The 25623-nt window shown below is 67.9% G+C and carries 26 protein-coding genes and 1 tRNA gene; 18 read left to right on the forward strand and 9 right to left on the reverse strand.

Annotated elements, in window-relative coordinates; all coding sequences use genetic code 11:
• Positions 1 to 65 precede the first annotated feature (65 nt).
• The 10 genes from J2S57_RS04620 (at position 66) to J2S57_RS04665 (ending at position 10260) form a co-directional block, all read left to right on the forward strand.
• Complete coding sequence (locus tag J2S57_RS04620) at positions 66 to 821, forward strand: DeoR/GlpR family DNA-binding transcription regulator (RefSeq protein ID WP_307238670.1); 756 nt, start codon at positions 66 to 68, stop codon at positions 819 to 821.
• Positions 822 to 968: 147 nt separating this feature from the next.
• Positions 969 to 1619 carry a DUF2291 family protein gene (locus tag J2S57_RS04625; protein ID WP_307238673.1) on the forward strand — a complete coding sequence of 217 codons (651 nt, stop codon included), beginning with the start codon at positions 969 to 971 and terminating at the stop codon, positions 1617 to 1619.
• Positions 1616 to 3142 carry a sugar ABC transporter ATP-binding protein gene (locus J2S57_RS04630; RefSeq protein ID WP_307238675.1) on the forward strand — a complete coding sequence of 509 codons (1527 nt, stop codon included), beginning with the start codon at positions 1616 to 1618 and terminating at the stop codon, positions 3140 to 3142. Before J2S57_RS04625 ends, J2S57_RS04630 begins: the two co-directional genes overlap by 4 nt.
• A complete protein-coding gene (locus J2S57_RS04635; RefSeq protein ID WP_307238677.1) occupies positions 3139 to 4218 on the forward strand; it encodes an ABC transporter permease in 1080 nt (359 codons plus the stop codon). Before J2S57_RS04630 ends, J2S57_RS04635 begins: the two co-directional genes overlap by 4 nt.
• Before the next feature lie 68 nt (positions 4219 to 4286).
• On the forward strand, positions 4287 to 5240 hold the full coding sequence (locus tag J2S57_RS04640) for a D-ribose ABC transporter substrate-binding protein (RefSeq protein WP_370882567.1): 954 nt from the start codon (positions 4287 to 4289) through the stop codon (positions 5238 to 5240).
• A 99-nt stretch (positions 5241 to 5339) separates the two neighbouring features.
• The gene (locus tag J2S57_RS04645; RefSeq protein WP_307238681.1) at positions 5340 to 6038 is read left to right on the forward strand and encodes a DUF3632 domain-containing protein; all 699 of its coding nucleotides are present in this window, start codon (positions 5340 to 5342) and stop codon (positions 6036 to 6038) included.
• 49 nt (positions 6039 to 6087) lie between these two features.
• Entirely contained in the window at positions 6088 to 6621 is a 534-nt protein-coding gene (locus tag J2S57_RS04650; RefSeq protein WP_307238683.1) for a 2'-5' RNA ligase family protein, read from the forward strand.
• Between the two features lie 85 nt (positions 6622 to 6706).
• Complete coding sequence (locus tag J2S57_RS04655; protein WP_307238685.1) at positions 6707 to 7474, forward strand: matrixin family metalloprotease; 768 nt, start codon at positions 6707 to 6709, stop codon at positions 7472 to 7474.
• Between the two features lie 75 nt (positions 7475 to 7549).
• On the forward strand, positions 7550 to 9634 hold the full coding sequence (locus J2S57_RS04660) for a putative bifunctional diguanylate cyclase/phosphodiesterase (protein ID WP_307238688.1): 2085 nt from the start codon (positions 7550 to 7552) through the stop codon (positions 9632 to 9634).
• Positions 9635 to 9660: 26 nt separating this feature from the next.
• Positions 9661 to 10260 (forward strand): DUF1707 SHOCT-like domain-containing protein, encoded by a 600-nt coding sequence (locus tag J2S57_RS04665; RefSeq protein WP_307238691.1) that lies wholly within the window; start codon positions 9661 to 9663, stop codon positions 10258 to 10260.
• A gap of 65 nt (positions 10261 to 10325) precedes the next feature.
• Here J2S57_RS04665 and J2S57_RS04670 read toward each other — a convergent pair whose 3' ends face one another.
• The 5 genes from J2S57_RS04670 to J2S57_RS04690 form a co-directional block, all read right to left on the reverse strand.
• Positions 10326 to 10718 carry a MerR family transcriptional regulator gene (locus tag J2S57_RS04670; RefSeq protein ID WP_307238693.1) on the reverse strand — a complete coding sequence of 131 codons (393 nt, stop codon included), beginning with the start codon at positions 10716 to 10718 and terminating at the stop codon, positions 10326 to 10328.
• A gap of 335 nt (positions 10719 to 11053) precedes the next feature.
• Positions 11054 to 12073: a CAP domain-containing protein gene (locus J2S57_RS04675; protein ID WP_307238697.1), complete on the reverse strand. Its 1020-nt coding sequence runs from the start codon at positions 12071 to 12073 to the stop codon at positions 11054 to 11056.
• Between the two features lie 224 nt (positions 12074 to 12297).
• A complete protein-coding gene (locus J2S57_RS04680; protein ID WP_307238699.1) occupies positions 12298 to 12987 on the reverse strand; it encodes an enoyl-CoA hydratase-related protein in 690 nt (229 codons plus the stop codon).
• A 116-nt stretch (positions 12988 to 13103) separates the two neighbouring features.
• Complete coding sequence (locus J2S57_RS04685; protein WP_307238702.1) at positions 13104 to 14126, reverse strand: crotonase/enoyl-CoA hydratase family protein; 1023 nt, start codon at positions 14124 to 14126, stop codon at positions 13104 to 13106.
• A gap of 234 nt (positions 14127 to 14360) precedes the next feature.
• Entirely contained in the window at positions 14361 to 16496 is a 2136-nt protein-coding gene (locus tag J2S57_RS04690; RefSeq protein ID WP_307238704.1) for an HNH endonuclease signature motif containing protein, read from the reverse strand.
• Between the two features lie 252 nt (positions 16497 to 16748).
• Here J2S57_RS04690 and J2S57_RS04695 point away from each other — a divergent pair, with 252 nt between their 5' ends.
• Positions 16749 to 17816: a PHP domain-containing protein gene (locus J2S57_RS04695; protein WP_307238706.1), complete on the forward strand. Its 1068-nt coding sequence runs from the start codon at positions 16749 to 16751 to the stop codon at positions 17814 to 17816.
• Between the two features lie 493 nt (positions 17817 to 18309).
• Here the strand turns inward: J2S57_RS04695 and J2S57_RS04700 are convergent, their stop codons facing one another.
• From J2S57_RS04700 to bcp, 4 genes are all read right to left on the reverse strand, one after another.
• Positions 18310 to 19728 carry a cytochrome P450 gene (locus J2S57_RS04700; RefSeq protein WP_307238708.1) on the reverse strand — a complete coding sequence of 473 codons (1419 nt, stop codon included), beginning with the start codon at positions 19726 to 19728 and terminating at the stop codon, positions 18310 to 18312.
• Positions 19729 to 20285: 557 nt separating this feature from the next.
• Positions 20286 to 20582, reverse strand: a complete 297-nt coding sequence (locus J2S57_RS04705) for a GroES family chaperonin (RefSeq protein WP_370882568.1) — start codon at positions 20580 to 20582, stop codon at positions 20286 to 20288.
• 73 nt (positions 20583 to 20655) lie between these two features.
• Positions 20656 to 20940 carry a DUF3618 domain-containing protein gene (locus tag J2S57_RS04710; RefSeq protein ID WP_307238711.1) on the reverse strand — a complete coding sequence of 95 codons (285 nt, stop codon included), beginning with the start codon at positions 20938 to 20940 and terminating at the stop codon, positions 20656 to 20658.
• A gap of 60 nt (positions 20941 to 21000) precedes the next feature.
• A complete protein-coding gene (bcp, locus tag J2S57_RS04715; protein ID WP_307238714.1) occupies positions 21001 to 21480 on the reverse strand; it encodes a thioredoxin-dependent thiol peroxidase in 480 nt (159 codons plus the stop codon).
• Between the two features lie 121 nt (positions 21481 to 21601).
• On the opposite strand from bcp, the gene J2S57_RS04720 reads away from it, so the two are divergent.
• From J2S57_RS04720 to J2S57_RS04750, 7 genes are all read left to right on the forward strand, one after another.
• Positions 21602 to 21683 (forward strand) — tRNA-Leu (locus tag J2S57_RS04720).
• A 197-nt stretch (positions 21684 to 21880) separates the two neighbouring features.
• The gene (locus J2S57_RS04725) at positions 21881 to 22996 is read left to right on the forward strand and encodes a tyrosine-type recombinase/integrase (protein ID WP_307238716.1); all 1116 of its coding nucleotides are present in this window, start codon (positions 21881 to 21883) and stop codon (positions 22994 to 22996) included.
• A gap of 218 nt (positions 22997 to 23214) precedes the next feature.
• Positions 23215 to 23475, forward strand: coding sequence for a helix-turn-helix domain-containing protein (locus tag J2S57_RS04730; RefSeq protein ID WP_307238719.1), 261 nt, complete (start codon positions 23215 to 23217; stop codon positions 23473 to 23475).
• 86 nt (positions 23476 to 23561) lie between these two features.
• Positions 23562 to 23939: a helix-turn-helix domain-containing protein gene (locus tag J2S57_RS04735; protein ID WP_307238721.1), complete on the forward strand. Its 378-nt coding sequence runs from the start codon at positions 23562 to 23564 to the stop codon at positions 23937 to 23939.
• 52 nt (positions 23940 to 23991) lie between these two features.
• The gene (locus tag J2S57_RS04740; protein WP_307238723.1) at positions 23992 to 24165 is read left to right on the forward strand and encodes a hypothetical protein; all 174 of its coding nucleotides are present in this window, start codon (positions 23992 to 23994) and stop codon (positions 24163 to 24165) included.
• Between the two features lie 71 nt (positions 24166 to 24236).
• Positions 24237 to 24512 carry a hypothetical protein gene (locus J2S57_RS04745; RefSeq protein ID WP_307238725.1) on the forward strand — a complete coding sequence of 92 codons (276 nt, stop codon included), beginning with the start codon at positions 24237 to 24239 and terminating at the stop codon, positions 24510 to 24512.
• Positions 24513 to 24820: 308 nt separating this feature from the next.
• Complete coding sequence (locus J2S57_RS04750; RefSeq protein ID WP_307238727.1) at positions 24821 to 25621, forward strand: helix-turn-helix domain-containing protein; 801 nt, start codon at positions 24821 to 24823, stop codon at positions 25619 to 25621.
• Positions 25622 to 25623 lie beyond the last annotated feature (2 nt).

Raw genomic sequence — 25623 nt, forward strand, 5'->3', positions numbered from 1 at the left:
CCTGTTACGAGCAGTCAGCTGCGCAAATGCGCACTGCCCTGCACAGAATGGCTAGGGTGATCGGCGTGCGGAGAGCGGAACGGCTGAGCGCGATCCTCGACCAGGTGCGCGCGGAGGGCAGCGTCGACGTCGGCGACCTGTCCACATCCCTCGGGATCTCCGGCGCCACGGTGCGCCGCGACCTGCAGTCGCTGGCCCAGAACCGGCTGCTGGTGCGCACCCGCGGCGGTGCCATGTCGAACGATGTCGGCGACGAGCTGCCCTCCCGCATCAAGGCCTCCCGCTTCCACACGGAGAAGCGGCGCATCGGTGAGGCCGCCGCCGCACTGGTGCCCGAGGGTGCGGTTGTCGGCCTCACCGGTGGCAGCACCGCCCTGGAGGTCGCACGCCAGCTGGCCCGGCGGCGCGGCGTCACGATCGTCACCAATGCCATCGACATCGCCGGCGAGCTGGTCGGCAACTCCGGCCTGCGCGTGGTTGTGATCGGCGGAATCCTGCGCTCGTCGCAGGAACTCGTGGGCCCGGCGGCCGAGGCCATGCTCTCGAACTACCACCTCGACATCGCCTTCATCGGCGTCGACGGCCTCACCCCCGACGAGGGTTGCACCACCTATGACGAGATGGAGGCCCAGACCGACCTGGCCTTCCTGCGTCGCGCCCGCCGCAGTGTGGTCATCGCCGACTCCTCCAAGCTCGGCCGGGTCACCTTCGCCCGCATCAGCCCCCTGTCTGCCGTCAGTGACGTGGTGACCGACTCGGGCGCCGAGCCCGGCGCACTCGAGGCCCTGGCCGCAACCGGGGTTCAGGTCACCGCGGTCTGACAGCCCCGCAGCTCCTCGCACCGCCAGGCGTGAACTCGGGCCAATAGGGCCTATCCATTGACATGCGGTGTCTCGGGCACTCATCATCGAGCCATGTCCAATCAGCGCCGAATGGATATTCACACGCGGTTTGCCGGTAACCGCGGAGTGCTGCGGTCTGCCCGGTGGGGTGCGGCGGTCGCTGTTCTGGCCCTGACCACCGCCTGCTCCCACGTTCCCGGCGTCTACACGATCGAGAGCAGGAGCGACGCCCAGGCCGCCGCGAACCGCGACGTGTTCGACCCGGCCGCATACGTCGACGGCGTCTGGGACTCGAAAGTCGTTCCCGCACTCACGAAGGCGACCGACGCGTCTGTCGTTGTCGCGGCGATCGGCGAAGACCCGGACGCGGCAGGTGAGCGGTACGGACACCGACCGGGAGTCGGCGGACCGTTCTCGTACCTGGTCAAGGGCACGGGCACGGTGACGAAGGTGGACGACGGCAGTGCCACGACCCCTCTGACCGTGCGGCTCGAGGGCACCGACGACGACGTGAACATCGGCACCGGCCAGGTGATCGCGGGCACCGCCCTGCGCGACGCGGTGGGCTTCATCAGCTTCAGCGACTTCAGCAACCAGCTCGACTACGCCGACGTGGCCACGCAGCTCAACGACCGGGTGCGCTCCGACGTGCTCGATCATCTGCCCACCGACCGGAAAGAGCTGGAGGGCAAGCAGATCACGTTCAGCGGGGCGTTCTCTTCGCTGGTGCCGGGAACGGCGATGATCGTGCCGGTCACGCTCGAGGTGACGCCGTGAGCTCCGCGATTCTGCGGGCCGAGAGCATCAGCAAGAACTACGGCGGTGTGCACGCCCTGCATGACGTCACGTTCGAGGCCCACCAGGGCCGGGTCAACGTGCTCGTCGGCGAGAACGGCGCGGGCAAGTCGACGCTGATGAAGATTCTCTGCGGTGCCGAACAGCCCACCTCGGGAACGATTCTGCTGAACGGAGAGCCGGTCGACATCGGCGGCCCCCGCACCGCCATGTCGCTGGGCATCGGAATCATCCATCAGGAGCTCAGCCTCTTTCCCAACCTGTCGATCGCCGAAAACCTCTTCGCCGGAAAGGAACTGAAGTCACGCGGCTTCAGCGACCTCAAGACCCAGCGCCCCCGGGCCCACGCCGTGCTCGAGCGCCTCGGCCAGGGCCACCTGAATCCCGACCGCCTGGTCGGCGAACTCCCCATCGGACAGCAGCAACTCGTCGAGATCGCCCGCGTGCTGCTGGAAGACGTCCGCATCCTGATCATGGACGAACCCACCTCGGCCCTGTCGAACCACGAGGTGGAAATCCTGTTCACGGTGATCGGCGACCTGCTGCGCGACGACGTCACGATCATCTACATCTCGCACAAGCTCGACGAGTTCCGGCGCATCGGAGATCACGTGACCGTGCTGCGCGACGGGCGCCTGGTGGCCCACGAGTCGATGGAACACACCGACACGGCCTGGATCGTGCGGCAGATGGTTGGCCGCGACCCCGAAAGCCTGTTCACCCGAAACCACTCCCCCCTCGGTGAAACCCTGCTCGAGGTAGATCATCTCACGATTCCCGGACCGCGAAGACCAATCGTGGACGACGTGTCACTCCGCGTGCGCGCGGGTGAGGTCGTCGGCATCTACGGCCTGATGGGAGCCGGCCGCACGGAGCTGATGGAAGCCCTGATGGGGCTGCGGGCAACCTCTTCCGGCACCGTCACGGTCAAGGGACGCCCCGAGCCGAAGGCCACCGTGCGCGCCCGGCTCGCCGCCGGGCTGGCCCTGGTGCCGGAGGACCGGCAGCGCGACGGCCTGGTTCAGACCCTGTCGGTACGCGACAACATCGTGCTCTCGATCATCGGCCGTCTCACCCGGGGCGGGTTGTTCCGGCGCGGCGCGCAGACGCGGGCGGCCCGGGCCAAGGTCGACGAACTGGCCATCAAGGTGGGCGATCTCGGCCTGGCGGTGACCTCACTGAGCGGCGGCAACCAGCAGAAGGTGGTCCTGGCCCGGGCCATGCTCACCGACCCGGTGGTGCTGCTGCTCGACGAGCCGACCCGGGGTGTGGACGTCGGCGCGAAGAGCCAGATCGCCGAGGAGATGGCCGGTCTCGCCGAGGCCGGGTTCGGCGTGCTGTTCATCTCCTCGGAGCTGGCCGAGGTCGTCGCGATCGCCGACCGGGTGCTGGTGATGGCCGCGGGCCGGCTGACCGCGGAGTTCGACGCCGACTCGATCACCGAGCAGGCCCTGGTGACGGCCTCTTCCAGCCAGAGCGTTCCTGACCAGGAGGTCTCGTCATGAGCGACACCGACGTCGCGACGCCGGTCGTGAAGCCCGGCCCGGCGCCGCGGCGGGCGGGCAGAACCGCCCGGCTCGCCCTGCTCCTGCTGCGAGGCCGCACGGTGATCGTGCTGATCGCGCTCATGATCCTTTTCGGCTCGATCTCCGGCGAGTACCTCAGCTCCGGAAACCTGATCCTGATGACCAAACACGTGGCCATCAACGCCATCCTGGCCATCGGCGTCACGTTCGTCATCCTGACCGGCGGCATCGACCTGTCCGTCGGTTCCATCGCAGGCCTGGCCAGCATGATCTGCGGCGGCCTGCTCTTCACCGGCCTGGCCCTGCCCGGCGGTTCCACGATGTTCCTGTCGGTCGGGGCGGTGATCCTGGCCGGCGTCGTGGTGGGCGCCCTGGTCGGCTGGGTCAACGGGGTGCTGATCACCCGGTTCAAGGTCGCGCCGTTCATCGCCACACTCGGCATGCTCTACGTGGCAAGGGGTTTCGCCCAGCTGCGCAGCAACGGCGGCACCTACCCGAACCTGGCCGGCACGCCGGGACGCGGCAACACCGGGTTCCACGTCATCGGGGTGGACGAGTGGCTGGGCATCCCGGTCGCCGTCTGGATCATGATCGCGGTGGCCGTGGCGGCCATCGTCGTGACCACGCGCACCCCGTTCGGCCGCCGGGTCTACGCCGTCGGCGGCAACGAGCGGGCGGCCGAGCTGGCGGGCATCCGCACCGGCCGGATCAAGATCGCGGTCTACATGATCAGCGGGGCCTGCGCCGCCCTCGCCGGCCTGCTGCTCACCTCCGAACTCGGCGCCGCCTACCCCGACACCGCCACCACCTACGAGCTGAACGCCATCGCGGCGGCGGTTCTCGGCGGCACGGCCCTGTCGGGAGGACGCGGCACGATCGCCGGCACGGTGCTCGGCGCGTTCGTCATCGGCTTTCTTGCGGACGGGCTGGTGCTCGTCGGCGTCTCGACCTTCTGGCAGTCGGTGGTCAAGGGCGCGGTGATCATCGTCGCCGTGGTCACCGAGCACGCCCAGCAACGCCTCCAGACGTCCCTCAGTGAAAGGACCTCCTCGTGAAGCTCCACCGTGCGAAGGCCAGGAGTGCGAAGGCCAGGAGTGTGAAGCCCGGCCGGGTGCTGTTTCCCGTGACCCTGACCGTCGTGCTCGCCCTGACCGCTGCCTGTGGCTCCGACAGCTCCTCGGAAGGCGACGGCGACACCGCCGCCGCTCCGAAGTCCAACCTCATCGTCGTCATCACCCCCTCTCCCGACAACGTGTTCTTCAAGGCCGAGCAGGACGCGGCGGCCGCCAAGGCCGAGGAACTGGGCTACGAGACGCTGGTTCTCAGCCACGACGACGACCCGACCAAGCAGAGCCAGGAGTTCGACACCGCGATCTCCCGCAAGGCGGCCGCGATCATCCTCGACAACGCCGGGGCCGACGTGACCGAGACGGCCGTGCAGAAGGCCAAGGACGCCGGCATCCCGTCGTTCCTGATCGACCGGGAGATCAACTCGACCGGGATCGCGGTGGCGCAGATCGTCTCGAACAACGCCCAGGGCGCGGCGCTCGGCGGGCAGGAGTTCGCCGAGCTGATGGACGGCAAGGGTGAGTACGCCGAGCTGACCGGCAAGGAGACCGACACCAACGCGGGAGTGCGGTCGAAGGGCTACCACGACATCCTCGACCAGTTCCCGGACCTGAAGATGGTGGCCCAGCAGACCGCCAACTGGGACCAGGCCGAGGCGCTCGCCAAGACCCAGACCATCCTCCAGGCCCACCCGAAGATCAAGGGCATCATCGCGGGCAACGACACGATGGCCCTGGGCGCGCAGGCGGCCCTCGACGCGGCGGGTAAGGACGACGTGGTCGTCGTCGGTTTCGACGGCAGTCCGGACGTGGTCGACTCGATCGAGAAGGACGCGATCAAGGCCACCGTGCTGCAACCCGCCAGCCAGATCGCGGAGATGGCGGTGGAGCAGGCCGACAGCTTCATCAAGACCGGCAAGGCCGCCCAGCCGGAGAAACAGTCGGTGGACTGCGTCCTGGTCACCGACGAGAACGCGGCGAAGGTCGAGGACTTCGCGGTCGCTTCCTGAGGGCCGTCTCGTAACGCTTCGATCTCACTCCGCGACAGACAGGTCCGGAAGGGGCATTCGATACCGAAGCATCCTCGGAAGGCTGTCATCATCTGAAAGGTGAGTACCGTCCCCCCGCCGCTGTCCGGGTACTACCGCGCGTTGATGCGGTCGTACCTGCTGTCAGCGAATCCCGATCTGGCCGGGACGGTGCACGCCTTCGCCACGCCGATCGAGAAGGGCGTGGACTCCGAAGAGCGACTCTGGACGGCCTGGGGCGAGGTGATCCGGCAGGCGTCGACACGCGCGTCCGACGACCAGACCCGGCTCGTCGACCTCGTCCGCTCGCTGCGCGACCGGGGCATCCGTCCCGACCCGTCGAAGCCCCATGTCATCTGGGGCCAGGTGCTGTGGACGGGTCTCCCGCTGCTGAACTCGCAGATGCGGGAGGCCTGGAACTGGGCCGCCCCGCCGGAGACCTCCGACTACACCTGGCGCAACGTCAACGGGCTGGCCGCCCGCCTGACCGTGGCCGGCATCGACTTCTCCCAGCTCGGGCTGTGGACCATCCGCTCCGCCCTGGAGGAGACCACCGAGGTCTCCACGGTCGAGCTGATGGCCGCGGCCGAGTGGTTCAAGTACCTCTCCGGCCCGCTGCGCAAGTGGTCGGAGGCCGACCGGCAGTTCGAGGGCCCCGACGACCCGGCCACGGCCCCCGGCAAGCTGCTGGTGGAAGAGGGCTTCACCACATCCGGCTTCAGTGCGACCCGCCTGGCCTACTGGCAACGCCGTATCCAGCAGGGCAGCACACAGCGATAGGGGTCACGGCAGAGGTCAGGGGCTGACGGATGTCGCCGATACTGGTCATATGCCAGCTGTGCAGCAGTCCGCTCTGATCGTGCCCGTGCCCGAGGTGGAGCCGGTGGTGGGCACCCACCGGGCCGGCCTCGACGCGAACGCGGTCAAGGGCGTGCCGGCCCACGTCACCGTGCTGTACCCGTTCCTGCCGCCGGCGCAGATCGACGACGAGGTCCGCGGCACCCTGCGCGACCTGTTCGCGACCCAGACCCCGTTCGACGTCACGTTCACCGAGGTGCGCTGGTTCGGCGACCAGGTGACCTGGCTGGCGCCCCAGCCCGACCTGGCGTTCCGTCAGCTCACCGCGGCGGTGTGGGGGCACTTCCCGGAGACTCCCCCGTACGCCGGTGAGCACGACGGCGACCACCCCCACCTCACGTTCGGGCACGGCCACCCGGTCGAGACCCTCAAGCAGGCCGCCGACGACGTGAGCCCACAGCTCCCCGTGTCGGCGACCATCGCGTCCGTTCATCTGATCGCCGGTTCGGACGCGCCCGACTCCTGGCGCCCGGTCGAGGTGTTCACGCTGGGCAACCAGGTCTGAGCCGTCCGGGGAGTCCTGCCCGGTTGCCACGGGCCGGTGGGGGAAGCCGGTTGAGAAGGCTCAGGCCGCACTCGATGTGAGAGATGTGGACCACTCACGCACCCGGCCGGTTCTGAAGGTCGCGCTGGCGCTCACGCTGCTGGCCCTCGTCATGGTGACGCCGATGCTGGCCTTCAACCTCACCGGCGAGAAGACGGCCCTCGGGCTCAACTACACGCTGCGCAGCGCGCAGCTGGCCAGCGGCAAGTCGACGACGGCCCGCTGGAACCCGTGCCAGAAGGCGATCGTGTGGCGCGTGAACATGGCGGGCTGGCCGGCCTCCAAACGCCCGGCCATGCTGAAGCAGATCCAGACGTCGGTGGCACGCGTGGCCAAGGTGACCGGCATGAAGTACCGCTACGCCGGCACCACCACGTTCATCCCGCGTCAGGAGAACCTGGCCTCGGCGCCCGCCGACATCGTGGTGGCGGTGATCGACCCGAAGAAGACCAACTTCTCGTTCAGCGAGAACTCTCTCGGCTACGGGGGCGTGCTCTGGGCGACCTGGTACGGCAGCAGCGGCGAGGGCGCCGCCGTGGTGCGGGGTTACGCCGTGCTCATCCCGAGCGGGATGAACAAGCTGAAGCCGGGTTTCGGGACGGGCAACAAGCAGGGCAACGTGGTGCTGCACGAACTGGCCCACGCCGCCGGGCTCGACCATGTGCGCAGCAAGGCCCAGCAGATGTACCCCGACCTCACCGCGAAGTCGCCGAACGGGCTGGCGCCGGGCGACGTCCAAGGTCTGCAGAAGATCGGTTCCAAGGCCGGCTGCATCGACGTGCCCTCGCGCGTGAACATCACCGACTACAACTGAGCCACCGGCAAGACTGGCCCTCAGAAGGACTTAGCTACTGGCGAGGCTGGTCTTCAGTCGGTTGGCGCAGTGCCGATGACCATCCCCATGGGGGCATTGTGGCTACGGCTACGTCAATGGTGGGGCTTGCACGCGGGGGCCCGGTTCTTCGTGACCCTGGCCGCGATCAGCCTGGTTCCGGTGGTCGCACTGGGCACCGTGATGGCGACGCAGTACCGCACGGAGCTGCGTGACCGGGGAGTCGCGCAGGGACGGCTGCAGGCGGCGCTGATCTCGAGGCTGATCACCGACACACAGCTGGAGTCGGTGACGCTGAAAGACGGTGTCACGGTTCGGGAACGCAGCCGGCTCGACCGGCTCGCCGACACCCAGGTGGACAGCGGTGTCATCTCCCGCTTCCGGCTTCGGGGCCCCGACCTGCGCATCGTCTACAGCTCGGACGGTTCCGGCCTGCGCTACGGCCCGGCCGTCGGCGACAGCACCGACCTGGACGGGCAGTCCGCGGCCGATGTCCTCACCGCGCTCAAGGGCGAGCCCACCGCGTCCATCGTCAAAACCGGCTCGGGCGACCAGAACACCGAAGTGATCGAGGCGTTCGCGCCTCTCTACAACGTCCTCACGCATGACCTGATGGGTGTGCTGCAGGTCGAGCTGCCGTACGCGCCGATCGCCGCCCAGATGAACGCCGGGCTGCACCAGCTCTACCTCGCGCTCGGCACCGGGCTGCTCATGCTCTACCTGGTGCTGGCCGCGCTGGTCTGGTGGTTCACCCGTGAACTGGCCCGCACCGCAGCCCGGTTCGAGCATCAGGCCCTGCACGACGCCCTCACCGACCTGCCGAACAAGGCTCTGTTCGCCGACCGGATATCGCAGACCGCGACCCTGGTGGAACGTGGCGGGGGCATCCACCTCGGGCCCGGGCGCCGGGGTGGCGGCGCGGCCGTGGTGCTGTTCAACCTGGACGGCTTCCGCGACACCAACGAGGCCATCGGCCCGCTCAACGGTGACGCCGTGCTGACCACGGTGGCCGAGCGCCTGCGCGACACCGTGCGCGCGGTCGACACCGTGGCCGGCCTGGGCGGTGACCTCTACGGGCTGATCCTGGCCGGGGTCGAGAAGCCGGACCAGATCGAGGCCGCCGCCGCGCGCATCAACCGGGCGGTCGAGGAAGACATCGTGCTCGACGACGTCGACGTGCCGATCCGGGTCACCGGCAGCATGGGGGTCGTCTTCATGCCCAGGAACGGCACCAACGCCGAGGTCCTGCTCGACCGGGCCGACGTGGCGCTGCACGTGGCCAAGACCTCGCACAGCAAGCTGGTCTGCTACGACGACGAGCAGAACAACTACGACCCGGACCGGCTCGCGATGATCGGGCAGTTGCGCGCCGGCATCGACAACGACGAACTGCGCCTGCACTACCAGCCCAAGATCGACCAGCCGGGCGGGCGCGTCACCTGCGTCGAGGCCCTGGTGCGCTGGCAGCACCCGGATCGCGGGCTGCTCTCCCCCGACCAGTTCGTGCCGCTCGCCGAGCAGACCGGGCTGATCGACGACCTGACCCGCTGGGTGCTCACCACCGCGCTGCGTCAGCTCACGGTCTGGCGGCGGGTGCGTGACGACCTGACCGTCGCCGTGAACATCTCCGAACGCAGCCTGAACCACCTCGACCTGCCGCAGATGGTGTTCGACGCGCTGAACGAGACCGGGGCCGCCGCGTCGTCCCTGGTCCTCGAGATCACCGAGGGCGCGCTCACTTCCGACCCGGATCGGGCCGGCCTGGTCATGCAGCACCTGTCGGGGGCCGGGGTGCAGCTCAGCCTGGACGACTTCGGCGAGGGCTTCACCAGCCTGAGCACGCTGGCCGAGCTGCCCCTGAACGAGCTGAAGGTCGACCGGATCTTCGTGCAGGACATGCTCAACGGCCCGAACGACGCCGCGATCGTGCGGTCGGTGGTCGAGCTGGGGCACAACCTCAACATGACGGTGGTGGCCGAGGGGGTGGAGAGCGCCGAGATCCTGGCCGCACTGAACGAACTGGGCGTCAACGCGGCGCAGGGGTACTTCTTCACCCCGCCGCTGCCGTCGACGGAGATCATGGACTGGATCTCGGCGAACACCCCGGCGACGATGAACGGGGACGAACCGCCTCCCCAGTAGGGCTCGGGAGTGCCAGGATGGACGTCATGAGTGACGCCGTGCCGGACGCTTCGCCGGAACCCGACCCGTCCGTCGAACCGTCTGCCGACCCGTCCGTCGACCCGGGCGTCCGCATCGGGCACGCCGAGCGGTTCGCCGCGATGAACGCGCTCAAGCACCACTACTCGGCGGGGCGGATCAGCTCGAAGGAGTACGAGGAGCGCTCGCTCACGGTCGAGAAGGCTCAGACCGACGCCGAGACGGCGAGCGTCTTCACCGACCTCCCCCAGCCGCACGCGCTGAACTCGTCCGAGCTCGCCGCCCTCACCGAGACCCAGGCGGGTTCCGAGACGTCCGCGACCGGCGCGTCCCCCGTTGTGCAGACCCTGACCCCCGGCGCCCCGCCGCCGGAACCCGACCCCGCGCCCAACCGCACGCCCAACCGCGGGGTGCTCAGCCTGCCCGAGCCGTACGCGACCACGGTCGTGTCGATCACGCCGATCCTGGCGGTGATCCTGTTCTTCGTCACCCACACGTGGTTGTGGTTCCTGGCCATCCCGATCGTGGCGCTGCTCGTCTATGGGCCGGACGGACGCGAGGGCAGCGGTCCCGAGGCGGCCGAGAGGCGTCGGCGGGAGAAGAATTGAGGACGACGCGGCCGGGTTTGGTTTTCTAGTCAGCTTCGGCGAGCAGGTCAGCTTCGGCGAGCGGGTCAGCTTCGGTGTGCGGCCAGGCGATTGCGGAGTGTGCCCGCGAACGACTCGGCGATACGGAGCTGGCCGCGTAGGGCGTCACAGCGGGCGTCGGCTGCGACCCGGTACATGGCCAGGCGTTCCACGATCTGCTCGTGGTCGTCGGCCCCGGTGTCGTCGAGCTTGTCGAGTACGCCCAGCAGGTCACGCATCTCGTCGAGGCTGAACCCGAGCGGCTTCATGTCCTTGACCAGCTGGAGCCGCGCGACGTCGGCCTCCAGGTAGAGCCGGAACCCGCCCTGGCTCCGCGCCGACGGGGAGATCAGGCCGATCTCCTCGTAGTAGCGGATCGTGCGCAGGGAGAGTCCGACCCGCTCGGCGACCTCGCCGATGTGCATCGTGGGCTCCGGCATCTCTCCCCTTCACCCTCGGCTCGTATCGGTTGGCACCGGCTCGCATCAGTCAACCGGGCTGATCGGCACCGGTGGCGCAGCCTGTCTGCACCCGGTCGCGACGCGCCAGTTTACGGGGGCACGGCATCTTCGCGCGCCTCCTCGCCCAGATCGGTGCTGAGAGGAGCCTGAGAGAGACTCGTCACGTCTGCCCTCGCAGCGGGGATCGAAGCTCGCGCCGGACGAGTTCGCAGGTGAACGGGGCAAAAGCACGAGACCGGGACGACCTGTGACAGGCCGGTTCCGGTCTCGAGCGAGGTTCTTCCGTCTGTGCGCGGCGCGCGTGTCGGCCTGCCTTACATCGGGGTGCCGAAGGTCTGGGTCCAGTACGGCGAGCCGTTGCCGACCGCGTAGCCCAGGCCCATCTCGGTGTAGCCGCAGTTCAGGATGTTGGCCTTGTGCCCGGACGAGTTCATCCAGGAGGTCATCACGTCGGACGGGGTCTGCTGGCCCATCGCGATGTTCTCGGCCGCACCGCTGAACTTGTACCCGGCGTCGGACATCCGGTCGAACGGGCTGCGACCGTCCTGGCTGTTGTGGTCGAAGTAGTTGTTCTCCGCCATGTCCTCACTGTGGCCCTGGGCGGCCGCGGTCAGCTTGGAGTTGAGCTTGAGGGCCTTGCAGCCGGCGGCGGCGCGCTTGGTGTTGGTGATCTCGAGGACCTTGGCCGCGTAGGTCTCGGCCTTGGTGCCGCCAGAGCTGCTGCCGCCCCCGCCGCCCCCACCACTGCTGGACGACGTGGTGGTGCTCGGGTTACTCGCGGGAGTGCTCGGTTTCGAGGTGGGCGCCTTGCTCGGCGACGCGGAGGCGGTCGGCTTGGCGACCGGCTTCTTCACGTTCTTGACCGTCATCGAGTAGACCGCGATGCGGGTCTCATCACCGTCGACGACGCTCGAAACGGTGACCGTGTACTTGCCGTCGGGGAAGTTCTTGGTGTTGAAAGCCAGGGCGTAGGGCGCCTTCCGGTCTTTCACCTGGAGCTTGCGCTTGCCGTCGACCGCGAACAGGACCGTGGCACCGGCCTCGACGCGCTTCGGCCCGGGGATCGTGACCAGACCCTTGACCGTGCCGAGCCGCTTGCGCCTGACCTCGGCCGCCGCGGTCTGGGTCTGCTCCGGCGTGGCCTCGACGGACGGGCTCGTGGTGGCCGACGTCGCCGGCTCGGCGGCGAAATTGGCGGACGCGAGCTTGGTCTTGCTCTCGTCGTTCTTGCCGAACAGCGAGGGCCCGACGAACACGGCTACGAGCGCGATCAGGGTCAGCGGAGCCAGGACGAGGATGGCGTTCCTCGTCCAGTTCGATGACTGACTGTGCATGAAGAAAAAACTCCCCAACGTGCTCGCAGCGGTTGTTCCGTTGTCGAAGCTAGCACCGGCACGGCACGCCGAGAATGCCGCAAAGTGCCCCTGACCTCGTCACCTGCGCCGTTCTGGCTAGGCTTAACGCAGGCTTGCCCGTGGCTTGTGCCCATGACTCGCGCTGGCGACCGTGCACTGACGGTGCAGGCAACGCGGGTGCCGATTGCGTGCCATACGCCGAGCTAGTGGAGACCTCCCAGCGTCACGTCGGCCTCGGTGTCACGAAGGCGAGCCAGGGTCGTCCCGTACATCGTCGTTTTGATCCGCCCCAGCGTCGCGCCGGCCTTGGGAGCCAGATCGGCGGCGAGCTTGAGCGCGGTCGGCACCACGTCGTCTTCCGGAACGGCCAGGTCGACGATCTGCAGACTGTGCGCCTCGACCCCGCCGTACCGCCGCCCCGTCGTCATCACCTCGTGCGCGACCTGGGGTGTGAGACGGGCCTGGATCAGTGCCGCCATGCCGTCGGTGAACGGGATGCCCAGATCCACCTCGGGCAGGCAGAACCAGCCCCGGTCCGCCCGCATGACCCGGAAGTCGTGAGCCAGCGCGAACATCCCACCCGCGGCGAACGCGTGGCCCGGCACTGCTGCGACCGTCGGCACCGGAAGCTCGAGCAGTCTCGCGAACACCTCGTGCACCGCGACCACGTAGCCGGCGAGCTGTTCCTCGTCCTGAGCCCGCAACCAGTCCAGGTCGAGCCCGTTCGAGTAGATCTTGCCCCGCGCCGTCGTCACCAGGGCTCGGGCGCCCTCGGCCTGGGCCACCTCGTCGAGCGCCCCCGCCACCTCAGCGATCCAGTCGAGGCTGAACCGGTTCTCGTCATCGCCGAGATCCAGCACGAAGACGTCGTCGGCGCGGGTCAGGCTGGGCATGGTCCGGGCTCCCTGTGCTCAGTGCGGTGGTGTGCTCAGTGCGGTGGTCTGTTCAGTGCGGTGGTCTGCTCAGTGCGGTGGTCTGCTCAGTGCGGTGAGTTCCTGCTGCTTGATTCTCATCGCCCCGTGAACCGGGGATCCCGGCGTTCGGTGAACGCGGTCACCGCCTCGACGAGGTCTTCAGACGACAGGAACGCCGAGTTCCACGCGGCCACGTGCCTGAGTCCGTTTTGCACCCTACCCGCCCGCTCCGCGTCCAGGACCTGTTTCACGCCCTGAACGGTCAGCGGAGGGTTCCGGGCCACCTCGACAGCGAACTCCCGAGCAGCCGTCAATGCTCCCTCCGGCGTCGGCGCCACTCGGTTCACCAGCCCGATCCGCTCGGCCCGGTCCGCGTCGACGTCCTTTCCGGTCAGGGCCAGCTCACGTAGGTTCCCGTCGCCGATGATCGCTGGAAGCCGTTGCAGACTGCCCAGATCCGCGACCATCGCCATCCGCACCTCACGTACGCTGAATCTGGCCTCGGCACTGGCGAACCGCACGTCACAGGCCGCGATCACGTCGACCCCGCCACCGATGCACCACCCATTCACCGCCGCCGCCACCGGCTTTCGGCAGTCCGCAACCGCCGTGACGGCGTCTTGCAACACCCGGATCTCGTCGTGCAGCTTGCTCCTCGGCCCCGCCAGCCCGGGCTCGCCGCTGAACATCCCCCGCCACCGCCGGCCCATCGCGATCAGGTCGAGCCCGTACGAGAAGTGCGCGCCCGCTCCGGTCAGCACCACTGCCCGCACCGAATCGTCGTGATCGAGCGCCGTGAACACCCTGGGCAACTCGGCCCAGAAATCCGGGCCCAGCAGGTTCCCCTTCCCCGGGCCGATCAGCGTCACCTCGACGACGTGGGCCGCCGCATCCCCGGAGCTCAGCGAGCGGTCAAGCCCGGCAACCGCCTCCTCGGACAATCGACCGACCGAGAGCGACACCAGCGGTGCCCCGGCCACCTCGTACGTCTCCGGTCGGCCCGCCTGCACACGGCCTGAGTCTTCAGACATTCCGCTCCCGCTTCTCCGCGCCCGGAACCTTCGCCGCCGCCACTGTAGGTCGAGATCACCCAGGCTGCTCCTTCCCGCCAGGACCATCGCTCAGTCACGCGTTTCCTGCGCCGACCGGACCTGCAGCGCCCCTGCAGCATGTGGCCTCTCTGTATTGCTAGCTCTCTCTATTGCTAGCTCTCTCTATTGCTAGCTCTGCATTGCTAGCTCTGCCCGGCCGCCCTCCCGACCTGCCCACCGTTTCCATCACGTCCCGGCTTCCCCATACCCCGGCTTCCCCACGTCCCGGCTTCCCCACGTCCCGGTGTGTGGATCGTCCTCTCAGAACGTCGGTTCGCCATGCCCGACCTCGGCGCCCCGTTTTCCATCCGCCGCGGCCGAGGCGTCTCTGCGAGCACCGTTTGCCCGCAGGCGATCCCGCCGCTCGGTCTCGGCGAGGGCACGCTGAAGAGCTCGACGCCATCGACTCAACCGCTCGGCCGTGCGTCGGGCCGCACTCGTCCGGTCGGGCTTCTCGGTCACCTCCCGGTCGACCGGGCCACCTCTCTGCTCCCCACCTCCCCCGGTCCGGCTTTCCCTCGGTCTCCCCCACGTAAGCTCACTTCCGTCGAGAAGTGACAGCAACGTCCGTTCATTTCCAGGCAGTGACGTCGGCTCCGAGACGTACTCGAAGCCCGCCGGACTGATCCAGATCACTGTGTCCACCGGAAGCCCCGCGCCCGGACGCGTCCGGCGCACCTTCCATCCTCCAAAAGTCTTCAACCGGTGATGAGCGCGGCAGGCCGGGTGCAAGTTGCACTGACAGGTCGGACCGCCCGCCCCGAACGGCACCACATGATCGACATCGCACCTCACCGCAGGCACACTGCACCCCGGATGCGTACAGCTCTGGTAACGAGCCATCACGAGGTCGATGATCTGCTGCGTCGGCCGGTAGCGCTTCGCGGCCGGATCTGCGTGTCCATTCGCAGCACTCACCGACGGTTCCGCTTCGACGGCCTCATTCGGATCCGGGAAAACTTCTGCCGTGTAACCCCTCTGCTCGGCCCGGGGACGCGAAACAGGATGCCGGACCTTGAGAACCGTGACCTTCTGCGCCGCAGAGGCGATCTTGCGAGCCAGCTCGGCCGAGATGCCTCCGTACCCCATCAGGATGCCTGGTTCTTCGCTCACGCCAAGCAGAGCCGCATCGGTCATCGTGACGACAAGATGCGGACCCCGCCGGCTCCTGCCAATGCGCGGCTTCCGCCACCAGCCGAGAACCTGACCTCCGGCAAGCGGCTCCAGGCCGAACTGGGCCAGTTGCCGATCGCGTTCGGTTTGATGGGCGTCCAAGATGTCTTTGAGCGCCTGAGCCGACTCACCCCTGCGCGCATCAGCCTGATGATGTTCATTCCCATTCGCCAACCCCTCTGATTCCTCCTGAAGTTCGGCACCGGCTCGGTCAGCAGCGCCGTCTTCTGCTTCTGGACGTTCAGGTTCAGGTCGGCTCGGGTCGCGCACGAGGGGAATGTCGGCACCCGTCGCAATGGCCTCGAAGAGCGCAGCCACGGCATCGGCACGGCGCTGCTGGTGCGAGCGTGGATCGGGAACACCGTCAGCCTGCGCCTGATCCCGGCAGGCGTCGGCCATGGCATCGAGCACCCCATCGATCATCTGCGCCACGTCGGCCGTGAAAACACCGTACAGGGCCGCCATACCGTCGGGGAGGGCGTCGAACCTCACCTCTCGAGCAGCCTTGGCCCGGCGGTGGCGAGCATTCGCATCGTCAGGATCGAGAGACAGGAGCAGATCGGCGATGAACCGCTTGAGCTGCGGTGCGGTCTTCTTCGGCGCTTCCTTCGCCAGAACCGCCTGGAAGAGCCGCCATTCAGGGCAGCCGGGCCTGAACCAGGCCGGACCGACGAGCGGGTGATGGAGGCGGTCGGAGATGAGTTTGGCCCGGTACCAGTCGAGCTCCCCCGAGCACACCAGCCCCAGAATGTCCGGCAGGTTCTGCTCAAGCCTGACCGCGGCCACAACCAAGCTGCCGGCCCAGGCCCGCGAAATGCAGAGCAGTGGGGCTATCTCAGCAGCGACCCGGCTGCGGGAACCGATGACCGAAGCCGTGTCTTCATCTTCATCTTCATCAGCGGCACCACGCCCGGCCCCAGCCACCCCCTTGGACGCCGCGTTATCGCCATTCCTGCCTTCATCGCCGGAGGCGTCAGCATCCCCCTGCCCTGGACACGTCGCCGAACCTGTTGCCGCAACCACCTCAGCGATGACCATTGTCTGCACACCCTGGAGTTGCCGGGTCAGCGTCTCGCAGTTCCTGATCCGCTCCAGCAGAATCCTGTTCGAGACATCGCTACCACGAGGGGATCCGAGCAGACAGGCGACCATGTCGAGCAGCCGGCATAGAAGCTCGTCGAACGGCAGGCCGCCAACCGCCCCGTCCAGATGCTCTGCACTCATGACTGCCCCCGATCAGCAACAACTTTCGAAGCCCCGACTTCGATGAGGAGACTCTAGCTCCGGGCACCGACAATCTTGGACAGACCCGTTCCAGTCGCTTCAAAGAGCCAGGTCGACGTGCTTCTGACACCCGTCGGCGGAAAGATCCGGGGATCAGCGAGGTTCAGGGCGGTCCGGGCCGGTTCAAGATTGTCGGTGGCGTGAGGCAGGATGAGATCACCGGAGAAGTTCGGGAACGTTGGGGAGGCACAGATGACAGCGAGTCGTTCAGCCAGTCGCACTGCGGGGCACGACCGCGATCCGGTGACGGATCTGCGTCGTATCGCGTTCCTGCTGGAGCGGTCACTCGCCTCTTCCTACCGGGTCAAGGCGTTCCGTGGAGCAGCAACCGCCCTGCTCACCATGCAGCCCGAGGAGATCCGGGGAGCCGCCGACAACGGCAAGCTGACTGATCTCAAGGGTGTCGGCGAGAAGACCGCCGCGGTGATCGAGCAGTCTCTGGCCGGCCAGGTGCCCGATTATCTGGCCAACCTGGAGCAGGAGGCCGTAGAACCGCTCGCCACCGGCGGCGAGGAGCTACGCGCGGCCCTGCTCGGCGACTGCCACACGCATTCCGACTGGTCCGACGGCGGGTCGCCGCCGGCCGAGATGGCCTGGACGGCGAAGGAACTCGGTCACGAGTACATGGTGCTCACCGATCATTCGCCGCGTCTGAAGGTGGCCAACGGGCTCACGGCCGATCGGCTCCGGCAGCAGCTCGACATCATCGAGGTCATCAACCAGCAGCTCGCCCCTTTCCGGGTCCTCACCGGCATCGAGGTCGACATTCTGGAAGACGGTTCGCTCGACCAGGATCCGGAGCTCCTGGCCCGGCTCGACGTCGTGGTTGCCAGCGTGCACTCGAAACTCGCCATGCCGCCCAAAGCCATGACCAGGCGCATGCTCGCCGCGATCGAGAACCCGCACACCGACATTCTCGGCCACTGCACGGGCCGCATGGTCAAGCCTCGCGAGGGCAGAAACCCCAAGGGGCGCCCCGAGTCCGAGTTCGATGCGGCAGCTGTATTCGCCGCCTGCCAAGAGCATTCGACCGCTGTCGAGATCAACAGCCGTCCCGAGCGTCTCGATCCGCCGCGGCGTCTGCTGCGTCAGGCCGCAGAGGCAGGTTGTGTCTTCGCCATCGACACCGACGCTCATGCTCCTGGCCAGCTCGACTGGCAGATCATCGGGGCATCGAGGGCTGTCGAGTGCGGGGTGACAGCGGAGCGGGTCATCAACACCTGGGGTGCAGACGAGCTCCTCACCTGGACCACGTCATGAGTACACGAGCGCGGGGGCTCGAACACCAGAGCCCCGGATCGGGACGGGCGGCGCCCCTTGGGGCGGGCTTCATCCGGAGTAGTCATGCCGTAGCCGGCCACACCAGATACCCGCAGAGATGCCGGCCAGGACATTGCCTCGCGAACCGCTGCCGACGAACTGCGACGCATGGATATTCACGGGCCGGACGAACAGGCTCACACCATGCAAGAACCTCGCCGGGAGAAACCCGCGCTGCGTCCCTGACACGCAGCCCACGTTCACTCCCGACGAGGCATGAGAAAGCCTCCCCCATGACCGGCTCTCTCGGCAACGGAGTTGGCGACAAAGCAGCAGAAGTTGTGAATCCGTGACGTTGAGATGACCTGCACGAGAAGTCCAGGTCAGATTCGGATTCTCAGTCGGAAAACATTCCTCTCCCGGATGAACCGCAATGGTCTCCGTGGCGTAACCGCACACGCAAAGCGGCACTCACCGGTGGAGCGGCAGGGGTTCAGCGCGGGATTCGGGGGATCAGGGAGAGGGGCATGCCGTGCTTGGGGCGCAGGGTGACCAGGGCCTCGACTGCCGGGGACGGGGTTCCGGCGGGGCGGCGCACAGCCCGGTCCCGCAGGAGGGTGGCCAGCAGAAGAACAGATTCGACCAGGGCGAAGTCACGGCCGATGCACAGGCGAGGCCCGGCACCGAAGGGGAGGTAGGCGGGGTGGCGGTCGCCGTGACCGGGAGCTGCATCGAGGAAGCGGGAGGGCTCGAAACGCTGTGCATCCGGCCAGTTCCGCTCGCTGCGGTGAAGCAGCCAGGGACTGACGATGATCAGGGTTCCCTCGGGCACGTCCACACCGTCGACGGTGTCCGGACCGGCCGAGCGCCTCGTGATCACCCAGGCCGGCGGATACAGGCGGAGGGCCTCGTCGACCACGGCGCGGGTGTAGGTGAGGGAGGGGATGTCTTTCCATTCGGGGGCGCGCCCGTGGAGCACGCTGTCGAGTTCGTCGTACAGGCGCTGCTGGATGTCCGGGCTCTCGGCGAGCAGGTGCAGTGTCCAGACCAGGCTCGAGGCGACCGTCTCGTGGCCGGCGATGACCAGGGTGACCAGTTCGTCGCGGATCTCCTGCTCGGTCATCCACGGGGAGGCAGATGAGGGAGCGGGTGGGGCATCGTCGGACTGATCCGAGGCCATAGGGCCGGGCTGACGGGAGCCGGCACCGGAGCTGTGGTGGTCGGAGACCTCGCCGGGATCGGTGGGGTCGCCGGCGGCGCGGAGGAGTACGGCCAGGAGGTCAGCGTCTTCCGGGCGGATTCCCTGGGCGCGGCGGCGGGCGACGATGTCGGCAGTGACCTGGTCGAGAGTGGATACGGCGGAGCGCATCCGGCGGGCCGAGAGGGTGGGCAGTCGGGAGAGGGGGCCGGCAGCGAGAGGGTTGGTGGCGCGGGCGATGACCTGGCGCAGGGCGCGGTCGACGGCATGGACGAGATCGGAACCGGCCGAGGAGAGGTCGTCGGCGAAGAGGGTCTTGCCGACGACGGTGAGCATGGCTCGCATGATCGCGGCCTCGGCATCGATGGGCGCGTAGGGAGGGGCCTGGTCCCAGGCGGTGCGGAGCTGCTCGCCGGCAACCACCGTGGAGGCGGCGACCTCGTCGAGGCCACCGTGGTGGAACGCGGGCTGCAGGGTGCGGCGGTGCCGGCGCCAGACCTCGCCGTCCGAGGTGAGGAGGCCGGAGCCGGTGACCAGGGACAGGGCGCCGTACTGGATGGTGGCCTTGGTGTAGTTGCGGTGGTTGCGTTGCAGCACGTGCCGGGCCCCGGCCGGGGTGTTCACCAGGAGGACGGGGGTTTTCGGCATCGGGAAGGCGACGAGGTCACCGTGACACTCGACGACCTTCTCCAACCAGGCCAATGGGTTTCGCATGATCGACGGGACGCCGCGGATCATGTCGAGGGGCAGCGGTCCGTCGGCGTCGAGCGGGGTGTAGCGGGCATTGGGACGGGGCGGGCGGGGCTCCGGCGAGTCGGCGGGGGCCGGGACGGAGGCGGCGGAGCCCGGGACAGAGGCGGCGGAGCCCGGGACAGAGGCGGCGGAGCCCGGGACAGAGGCGGCGGAGCCCGGGACAGAGGCGGCGGAGCCCGGGACAGAGGCGGCGGAGCCCGGGACAGAGGCGGCGGAGCCCGGGACAGAGGCGGCGGAGCCCGGGACAGAGGCGGCGGAGCCCGGGACAGAGGCGGCGGAGCCCGGGACAGAGGCGGCGGAGCCCGGGACAGAGGCGGCGGAGCCCGGGACAGAGGCGGCGGAGCCCGGGACAGAGGCGGCGGAGCCCGGGACAGAGGCGGCGGAGCCCGGGACAGAGGCCGGGCCAGACGCGGCGGGGCCAGACGCAGCGGACTCGGGCCCGGCAGAGTCCGACGTGGGGCAACCGGGCATGGGAGAGGCGGCGGGGTCAGAGGCGGGGGAACCAGACATGGGCGAGTTCAGAGGTACAGCCCCGTGCGGTCGTCCTCGACGCGAGGAGCAGCCACCGCGTGGATGTCGCGTTCGCGCAGCAGGATGTAGGCCTCGCCGTGCAGTTCGACCTCGGCCAGGTCTTCGGGGTCGTACAGCACCCGATCGCCGACCTGCACCTGGCGCACGTGCTGGCCGACCGCGACGACGGCCGACCAGGCCAGGCGGCGGCCGACCGAGGCGGTGGCCGGGATGACGATGCCGGCGCTGGAACGCCGCTCGCCCGCGTCTTTGTCGAGGGAGACGAGCAGGCGGTCGTGCAGCATGCGAATAGGCAGCTTGGCCGGGACACCGGTGGACTGCGAGCCGGTGGGGACCGGGGTGGAGAAGGAGGTCACATCAGCTCCGGCCGCGGATGAACACCAGGACGCCGGCGATCGCCACGACCGCGCCGGCCACCGCGGCGACGCGCTCGGTGCGCAGCTCGCCGTCGGGGGTGTGCGTGACGGTCTGCAGCTTGTCGGACAGGGCGGCGGTGGTGCGCCGGGCGATGTCCTTGGGATGGGCCCGGGTGGTCAGCTCGTCGATGGTGGCGGCCAGGTGCTCACGCCGGGCCTGGATCTGGAGCTCCAGCTCGGTGGGAGACCCGTTCAGAGCCTCGTCGAAAGATCCCTTGTCACTCATGGCAGCCCCTCAGTCCCCTATGTCCCGTACCGCCGGATCCCGTCAGCCCGCTCAGGCCCGTCAGACCTTCAGCGCTTTACGCAGCGACGCGACGTGCCCCGTGGCCTTCACGTTGTACTTCGCGAGCTCGACCTTGCCCTCGGCGTCGATCACGATCGTGGAGCGGATGACCCCGACGACGGTCTTGCCGTACAGGCTCTTCTCGCCCCACGCGCCGTACGACTCAAGCACCTCGTGCTCAGGATCGGACAGGAGGGGGAACGTGATGGCGTCACGCTCGACGAACTTGGCCAGTTTGGCGGGTTTGTCGGGCGAGATGCCGATCACGGCGAAGCCCTCGGCCTGCAGAGCGGCCAGGCTGTCGCGGAAGTCGCAGGCCTGCTTGGTGCATCCCGGGGTCATCGCGGCCGGGTAGAAGTAGACGATGACGCGCTTGCCCGCGTAGTCGGACAGCGAGACTGTCGACTCGTCGGCAGCGGGCAGGGTGAACGCCGGTGCAGTGGCGCCGACCTCGAGCTTGGCCACGAAAGAACTCCTCATGCTGGTCAGCGTCCGGGTACCTCACCTTTAGGGCACCTTGGGCGGCGCAGACAGCCTACCCGGCCCGCCCGCGGAAACGTCGTCGCCCCGAGCGCCCGCCAGCCCCTAGGCTGTGGGCAGCGCGCGAGTGGTGTAATTGGCAGCCACGCAGGATTTAGGTTCCTGTGCCTTCGGGCGTGGGGGTTCGAGTCCCCCCTCGCGCACTCACGTTCTTGCAGGTCAGGGCGATCTACCAAGATCCACAGCTGGCCTCGGCAATCGACGGCAATGCCCGAAGTCCATTTCCGGCGGCCGGACGCCGCTGCGAAGCCCATGACTTCGCACCCCCGCACAGGCGGTGACGCCCGTGGCTAGCGTCCAGGCTCGGACCAACCGTGACGGTTCCGTCACACATCGCCTCATGTACTACGTCCAGCGGAAGCTGCGCTCGATCTCCTTCACCGACGCGAACGAGGCGAAGCACTGGGCTCACGTCTTCGACGTGCTCGGCCCCGATGCCGGAAAGCGCGCCCTCCAGGAAGCGCTCGGCCAAGTCGCCCCACCGCCTCCCGAGCCGACGATCGAAGAGATGGTGCTGCGGCACATCGAACTGCTCACCGGCATCCAGGCAGGCACTCGGGCCGACTACGTCACCCACGCACACCGCGACATCGTGCCGCTCATCGGGGACGTCCGCCGCAGCGAGATCACCAAGGCCGTCGGGGCTCAGTGGGTCAACCAGTTGGAGGATCGAGGCCTGTCGGGCAAGACGATCAAGAACCGGCACAGTCTGCTGTCGGCCGCGATCGAGACCCAGGCCGTCGAGACGGGGCACCTGACCAGGAACCCGGTCAAAGGCCTGCGACTGCCCGACGCATCCCGCAGCCGGGAAGACATGCAGTTTCTGAACAAGGAGCAGTTCGCCACTCTGGTGTCTTGCGTCCGACCGCAGTACCGCGACTTGATCACCGTCCTGGTCGGCACGGGCATGCGCTGGGGCGAAGCAGCGGCCTTGCGGGTGGCGAACGTCCGGCTCGACGCCCCGGTGCCGACCGTGGTGGTGCGCGAGGCCGTGAAGCATCGGCGCGACGGCATCCGCGAAGTGGGGGGACCTAAGTCCAAGCAGGGTCGCCGGGAGATTCCCCTGTCGCCGACGATCGCGGTCGCACTTCGGCGAGCCGTGGACGGCAAGAAGCCGAACGACCTGGTCTTCGTCTCCATCACGGGCCAGCCCATGCGCTACGGAGTCTTCCACCGAGATACGTGGTCGCGGGCACAGGCCGCAGCCGTGAAGGCGGGGCTGACGGCCGAACCGGCCATCCACGACCTTCGGCATACGTGCGCGAGCTGGTGGCTGGCTGCGGGGGTGCCGATCCTGACGGTCTCGAAGCTGCTGGGACACACGGACGCCGGGTTCACCTTGCGCGTCTACGGCCACGCCTTGCCCGGCGACAGCAACCTTGTCATCCAGGTCACCGAGCAGATCCTGTCCGGCATCGAGACCGCCCCAAAGAAAGCGATGACACCCGTGGCATAGCCCCGGAGCACTCATCGCCCCCTCACCCGCACGAGAAGCGCCCCTGCCTGGCCATTGCGCCAGGTCAGGGGCGCTTCCGTTTCCGCCTACTCGATGCCGCTTCTCAGAGGGCAGGGCGACACGGGACGCGGATCGAGACAGATACGGCCCACCTGATTGAACTTCCTGCATCTTTATGAGTATGTTGTACGTGCAGGAAACGAACGAGGAGACATCCCGTGACGAACAGTCCGATCCCCACCCTCCTGACCCCTCAGGCGGTCGCCGACATCTTCGGCGAGACGAAGAAGACCGTGATCGAGCGCGCTCGACACGGCGAGATCGGCTGCTACCGCTGGGGACGCGAGATCCGGTTCTCCCCCGAACACGTCGCCGAATACCTCGCCAGCCACGAAGCCAAGGTCGGCCGGCCGTCCGAGGTCGGCCGCAAGCCTCGGGTGAGCGCCCGCGCTGAAGCCGAGCTGCGGAAGAGCGCCTGAGACATGACTATTCAGCTCTTCATCAGATCGTGAGGTCGCAGCGGCCATCCTGACCATCGACCGAACAACCAGCCGGGGGAAACCACGTGGTCGACAACGAACAGAACGACAAGCTCACCGTGGGCGCTCTGATCCGGCAGCTCAGCCGGTTCCCGATCGAGACCGAGGTCATTGGGAAGAACGGCGACCTCCGATTCACGCTCCAGCTGGTCGTTTCCGTCGACGGCGACGCGAGCCGGGTAGTCGTCCAGGACGACGAGCAGGAGGCCGCTGCGCCGCAGTCGGGCTGGGGCGACGACCAGTACTTGTCGACCGAGCAGCTCTGCGAGTGGCTGAACTGCGAAAGAGACTGGGTCTACGACCGCAAGCACCTGATCCCCCACGCGAAGATGGGCCGCCTGCTGCGCTTTCGCGTGGGTGACGTCCGGGCCTACCTGGCGCGGAGCACACAGACCAACGGCTGACCTCTGCACGCGCAGCCGTTCAGAAAACACCGATCACAACCAAGGAGTTCCCATGACCGACCCCGACTTCGCCCTGACGATCGTCTACCGAGACCTGCCCGCCCGCCTGCCCGAGCACGAGGTGATCTCGTCAAACATCGCCCGGTGCAGCGACGGTCGGCACGCCGCAATGGAGTACGTCCGGTTCACCGACGGCTCCGAGGCCTTCCTCGACTACACCTGGTGACCAACTCATGAGTGGCGGCCTCGTCCCGTGAAGACGAGGCCGCCGCAACACCGATCAAGGAGTCAACAGTAATGATGCACACGATCAGGGCTGGGTCCAAGCCCGCCACGGACCCGTTCGCCGTCCTCGTCGCTTCGCCGCGCGGCAACGGTTTTCGGCTGACCAGGTTCGCCAGCAACGACCTCGACGGCCTGGACGGCATGGCGACCTGGCTCACCGAGGAGCAAATCTTCGACCTGGGCTTGCAGCTGCCGTGTAACAGCGGCGAATGCGACGGCGACCCCGAAGAGGACGCCTGCCTGGAACCGGCTCTGCCGGGCTCCAACTGGTGCGAACGACACCACTAATAGCACTACCGGATGGAAGACCCCGAGCATCACCGCTGGCTTGCACGACGACGGCCGTGCGGGCCTCGGTCCCGAAAGGACCGGGGAACCCCATCCGTCGCTTCACTTTCCGGCGCTGGTAGCGAAGTCCTTTCTTCTGGGCACCAAGCCGAAAGCCGGGAAGGCCCCTAGACAGGGGTGTGGCCGGACACCGCCGCAAACGGTTCCGGCCTGGGAGCACCAAGAGCATGAAAGAAGCGCTACCCCATGCCAACAGCATCGGCAGCTGACTGCAAGAAGTACACCCTCCATCTGGTGGAGGCGTAGACATGAGCATCGTCCGCACTCCGCGACCGCAAAGCGACTTCCTGATCATTAGCAACGCCGTGGTCCGGGATGAGAACTTGAGCTACCGCGCCCGAGGCGTCCTGATCGACCTGCTCTCCCGTCCGGACAACTGGACGACGAACGCCGATGCCATCGCCCGGCGCGGCAAGGAAGGCCGGGACGCGATCCGCACCGTCCTGATCGAGCTGGAAACCGCTGGATACCTCGTGCGCCAGCGGATTCGGAAGCCCGACGGGACCTTCGCACACGGCGATGACCTGATCTACGACACTCCGCAGCGCGATCGGGCGTCGGGCACCAGTTCGTCACGCTCCAGCAAAAAGCGCAGGTCAGAGCCACAGGCTGGAAACCCGCAGGCGGATAGTCCGCGCGCGGATTTCCAGGCTTCTAAAGAAGAACCGAAAGAAGAAGAACACACACAGGCGGGGCGGGCGGCTCAGCTCAGGGATAGCTGGAAACCCAGCGAGTCCCATCAGCAGCGGGCACAAGAGACTGGCCTGGATCTCCCCCAGCAGGTCGAACTCTTCCGGCTGCACGCCCAGGCGAACGGACGGACCGCGAAGAACTGGGACGCGGCCTTCACCACCTGGCTGATCAACGCGAAGAAGTTCGCCGATCGGGATGCCGAGCGGAACCGCAGGTTCCCCAGCAATCCCCGGAGGGGCAGCGGCCCGGCGCATCTTCGGCCTGCCCAGGTTTCACCGACCTTCGAGAGCGGCGGAGGGTTCCTCGACGGGTCGGGCAAGGACGGCGACAGCCTGATGCTCGGAGGAGCAGCGTGACC

This window comes from Kineosporia succinea (assembly GCF_030811555.1).
GTDB classification, from domain to species: domain Bacteria; phylum Actinomycetota; class Actinomycetes; order Actinomycetales; family Kineosporiaceae; genus Kineosporia; species Kineosporia succinea.

Coding starts and splice junctions, on each gene's coding strand:
- J2S57_RS04635 (WP_307238677.1), top strand. CDS start 3,139: ATGAGCGACACCGACGTCGCGACGCCGGTCGTGAAGCCCGGCCCGGCG.
- J2S57_RS04650 (WP_307238683.1), top strand. CDS start 6,088: ATGCCAGCTGTGCAGCAGTCCGCTCTGATCGTGCCCGTGCCCGAGGTG.
- J2S57_RS04660 (WP_307238688.1), top strand. CDS start 7,550: ATGACCATCCCCATGGGGGCATTGTGGCTACGGCTACGTCAATGGTGG.
- J2S57_RS04665 (WP_307238691.1), top strand. CDS start 9,661: ATGAGTGACGCCGTGCCGGACGCTTCGCCGGAACCCGACCCGTCCGTC.
- J2S57_RS04670 (WP_307238693.1), bottom strand. CDS start 10,718: ATGCCGGAGCCCACGATGCACATCGGCGAGGTCGCCGAGCGGGTCGGA.
- J2S57_RS04675 (WP_307238697.1), bottom strand. CDS start 12,073: ATGCACAGTCAGTCATCGAACTGGACGAGGAACGCCATCCTCGTCCTG.
- J2S57_RS04680 (WP_307238699.1), bottom strand. CDS start 12,987: ATGCCCAGCCTGACCCGCGCCGACGACGTCTTCGTGCTGGATCTCGGC.
- J2S57_RS04685 (WP_307238702.1), bottom strand. CDS start 14,126: ATGGTCCTGGCGGGAAGGAGCAGCCTGGGTGATCTCGACCTACAGTGG.
- J2S57_RS04690 (WP_307238704.1), bottom strand. CDS start 16,496: ATGAGTGCAGAGCATCTGGACGGGGCGGTTGGCGGCCTGCCGTTCGAC.
- J2S57_RS04695 (WP_307238706.1), top strand. CDS start 16,749: ATGACAGCGAGTCGTTCAGCCAGTCGCACTGCGGGGCACGACCGCGAT.
- J2S57_RS04700 (WP_307238708.1), bottom strand. CDS start 19,728: ATGCGAAACCCATTGGCCTGGTTGGAGAAGGTCGTCGAGTGTCACGGT.
- J2S57_RS04705 (WP_370882568.1), bottom strand. CDS start 20,582: ATGCTGCACGACCGCCTGCTCGTCTCCCTCGACAAAGACGCGGGCGAG.
- J2S57_RS04710 (WP_307238711.1), bottom strand. CDS start 20,940: ATGAGTGACAAGGGATCTTTCGACGAGGCTCTGAACGGGTCTCCCACC.
- bcp (WP_307238714.1), bottom strand. CDS start 21,480: ATGAGGAGTTCTTTCGTGGCCAAGCTCGAGGTCGGCGCCACTGCACCG.
- J2S57_RS04725 (WP_307238716.1), top strand. CDS start 21,881: ATGTACTACGTCCAGCGGAAGCTGCGCTCGATCTCCTTCACCGACGCG.
- J2S57_RS04740 (WP_307238723.1), top strand. CDS start 23,992: ATGACCGACCCCGACTTCGCCCTGACGATCGTCTACCGAGACCTGCCC.
- J2S57_RS04745 (WP_307238725.1), top strand. CDS start 24,237: ATGATGCACACGATCAGGGCTGGGTCCAAGCCCGCCACGGACCCGTTC.
- J2S57_RS04750 (WP_307238727.1), top strand. CDS start 24,821: ATGAGCATCGTCCGCACTCCGCGACCGCAAAGCGACTTCCTGATCATT.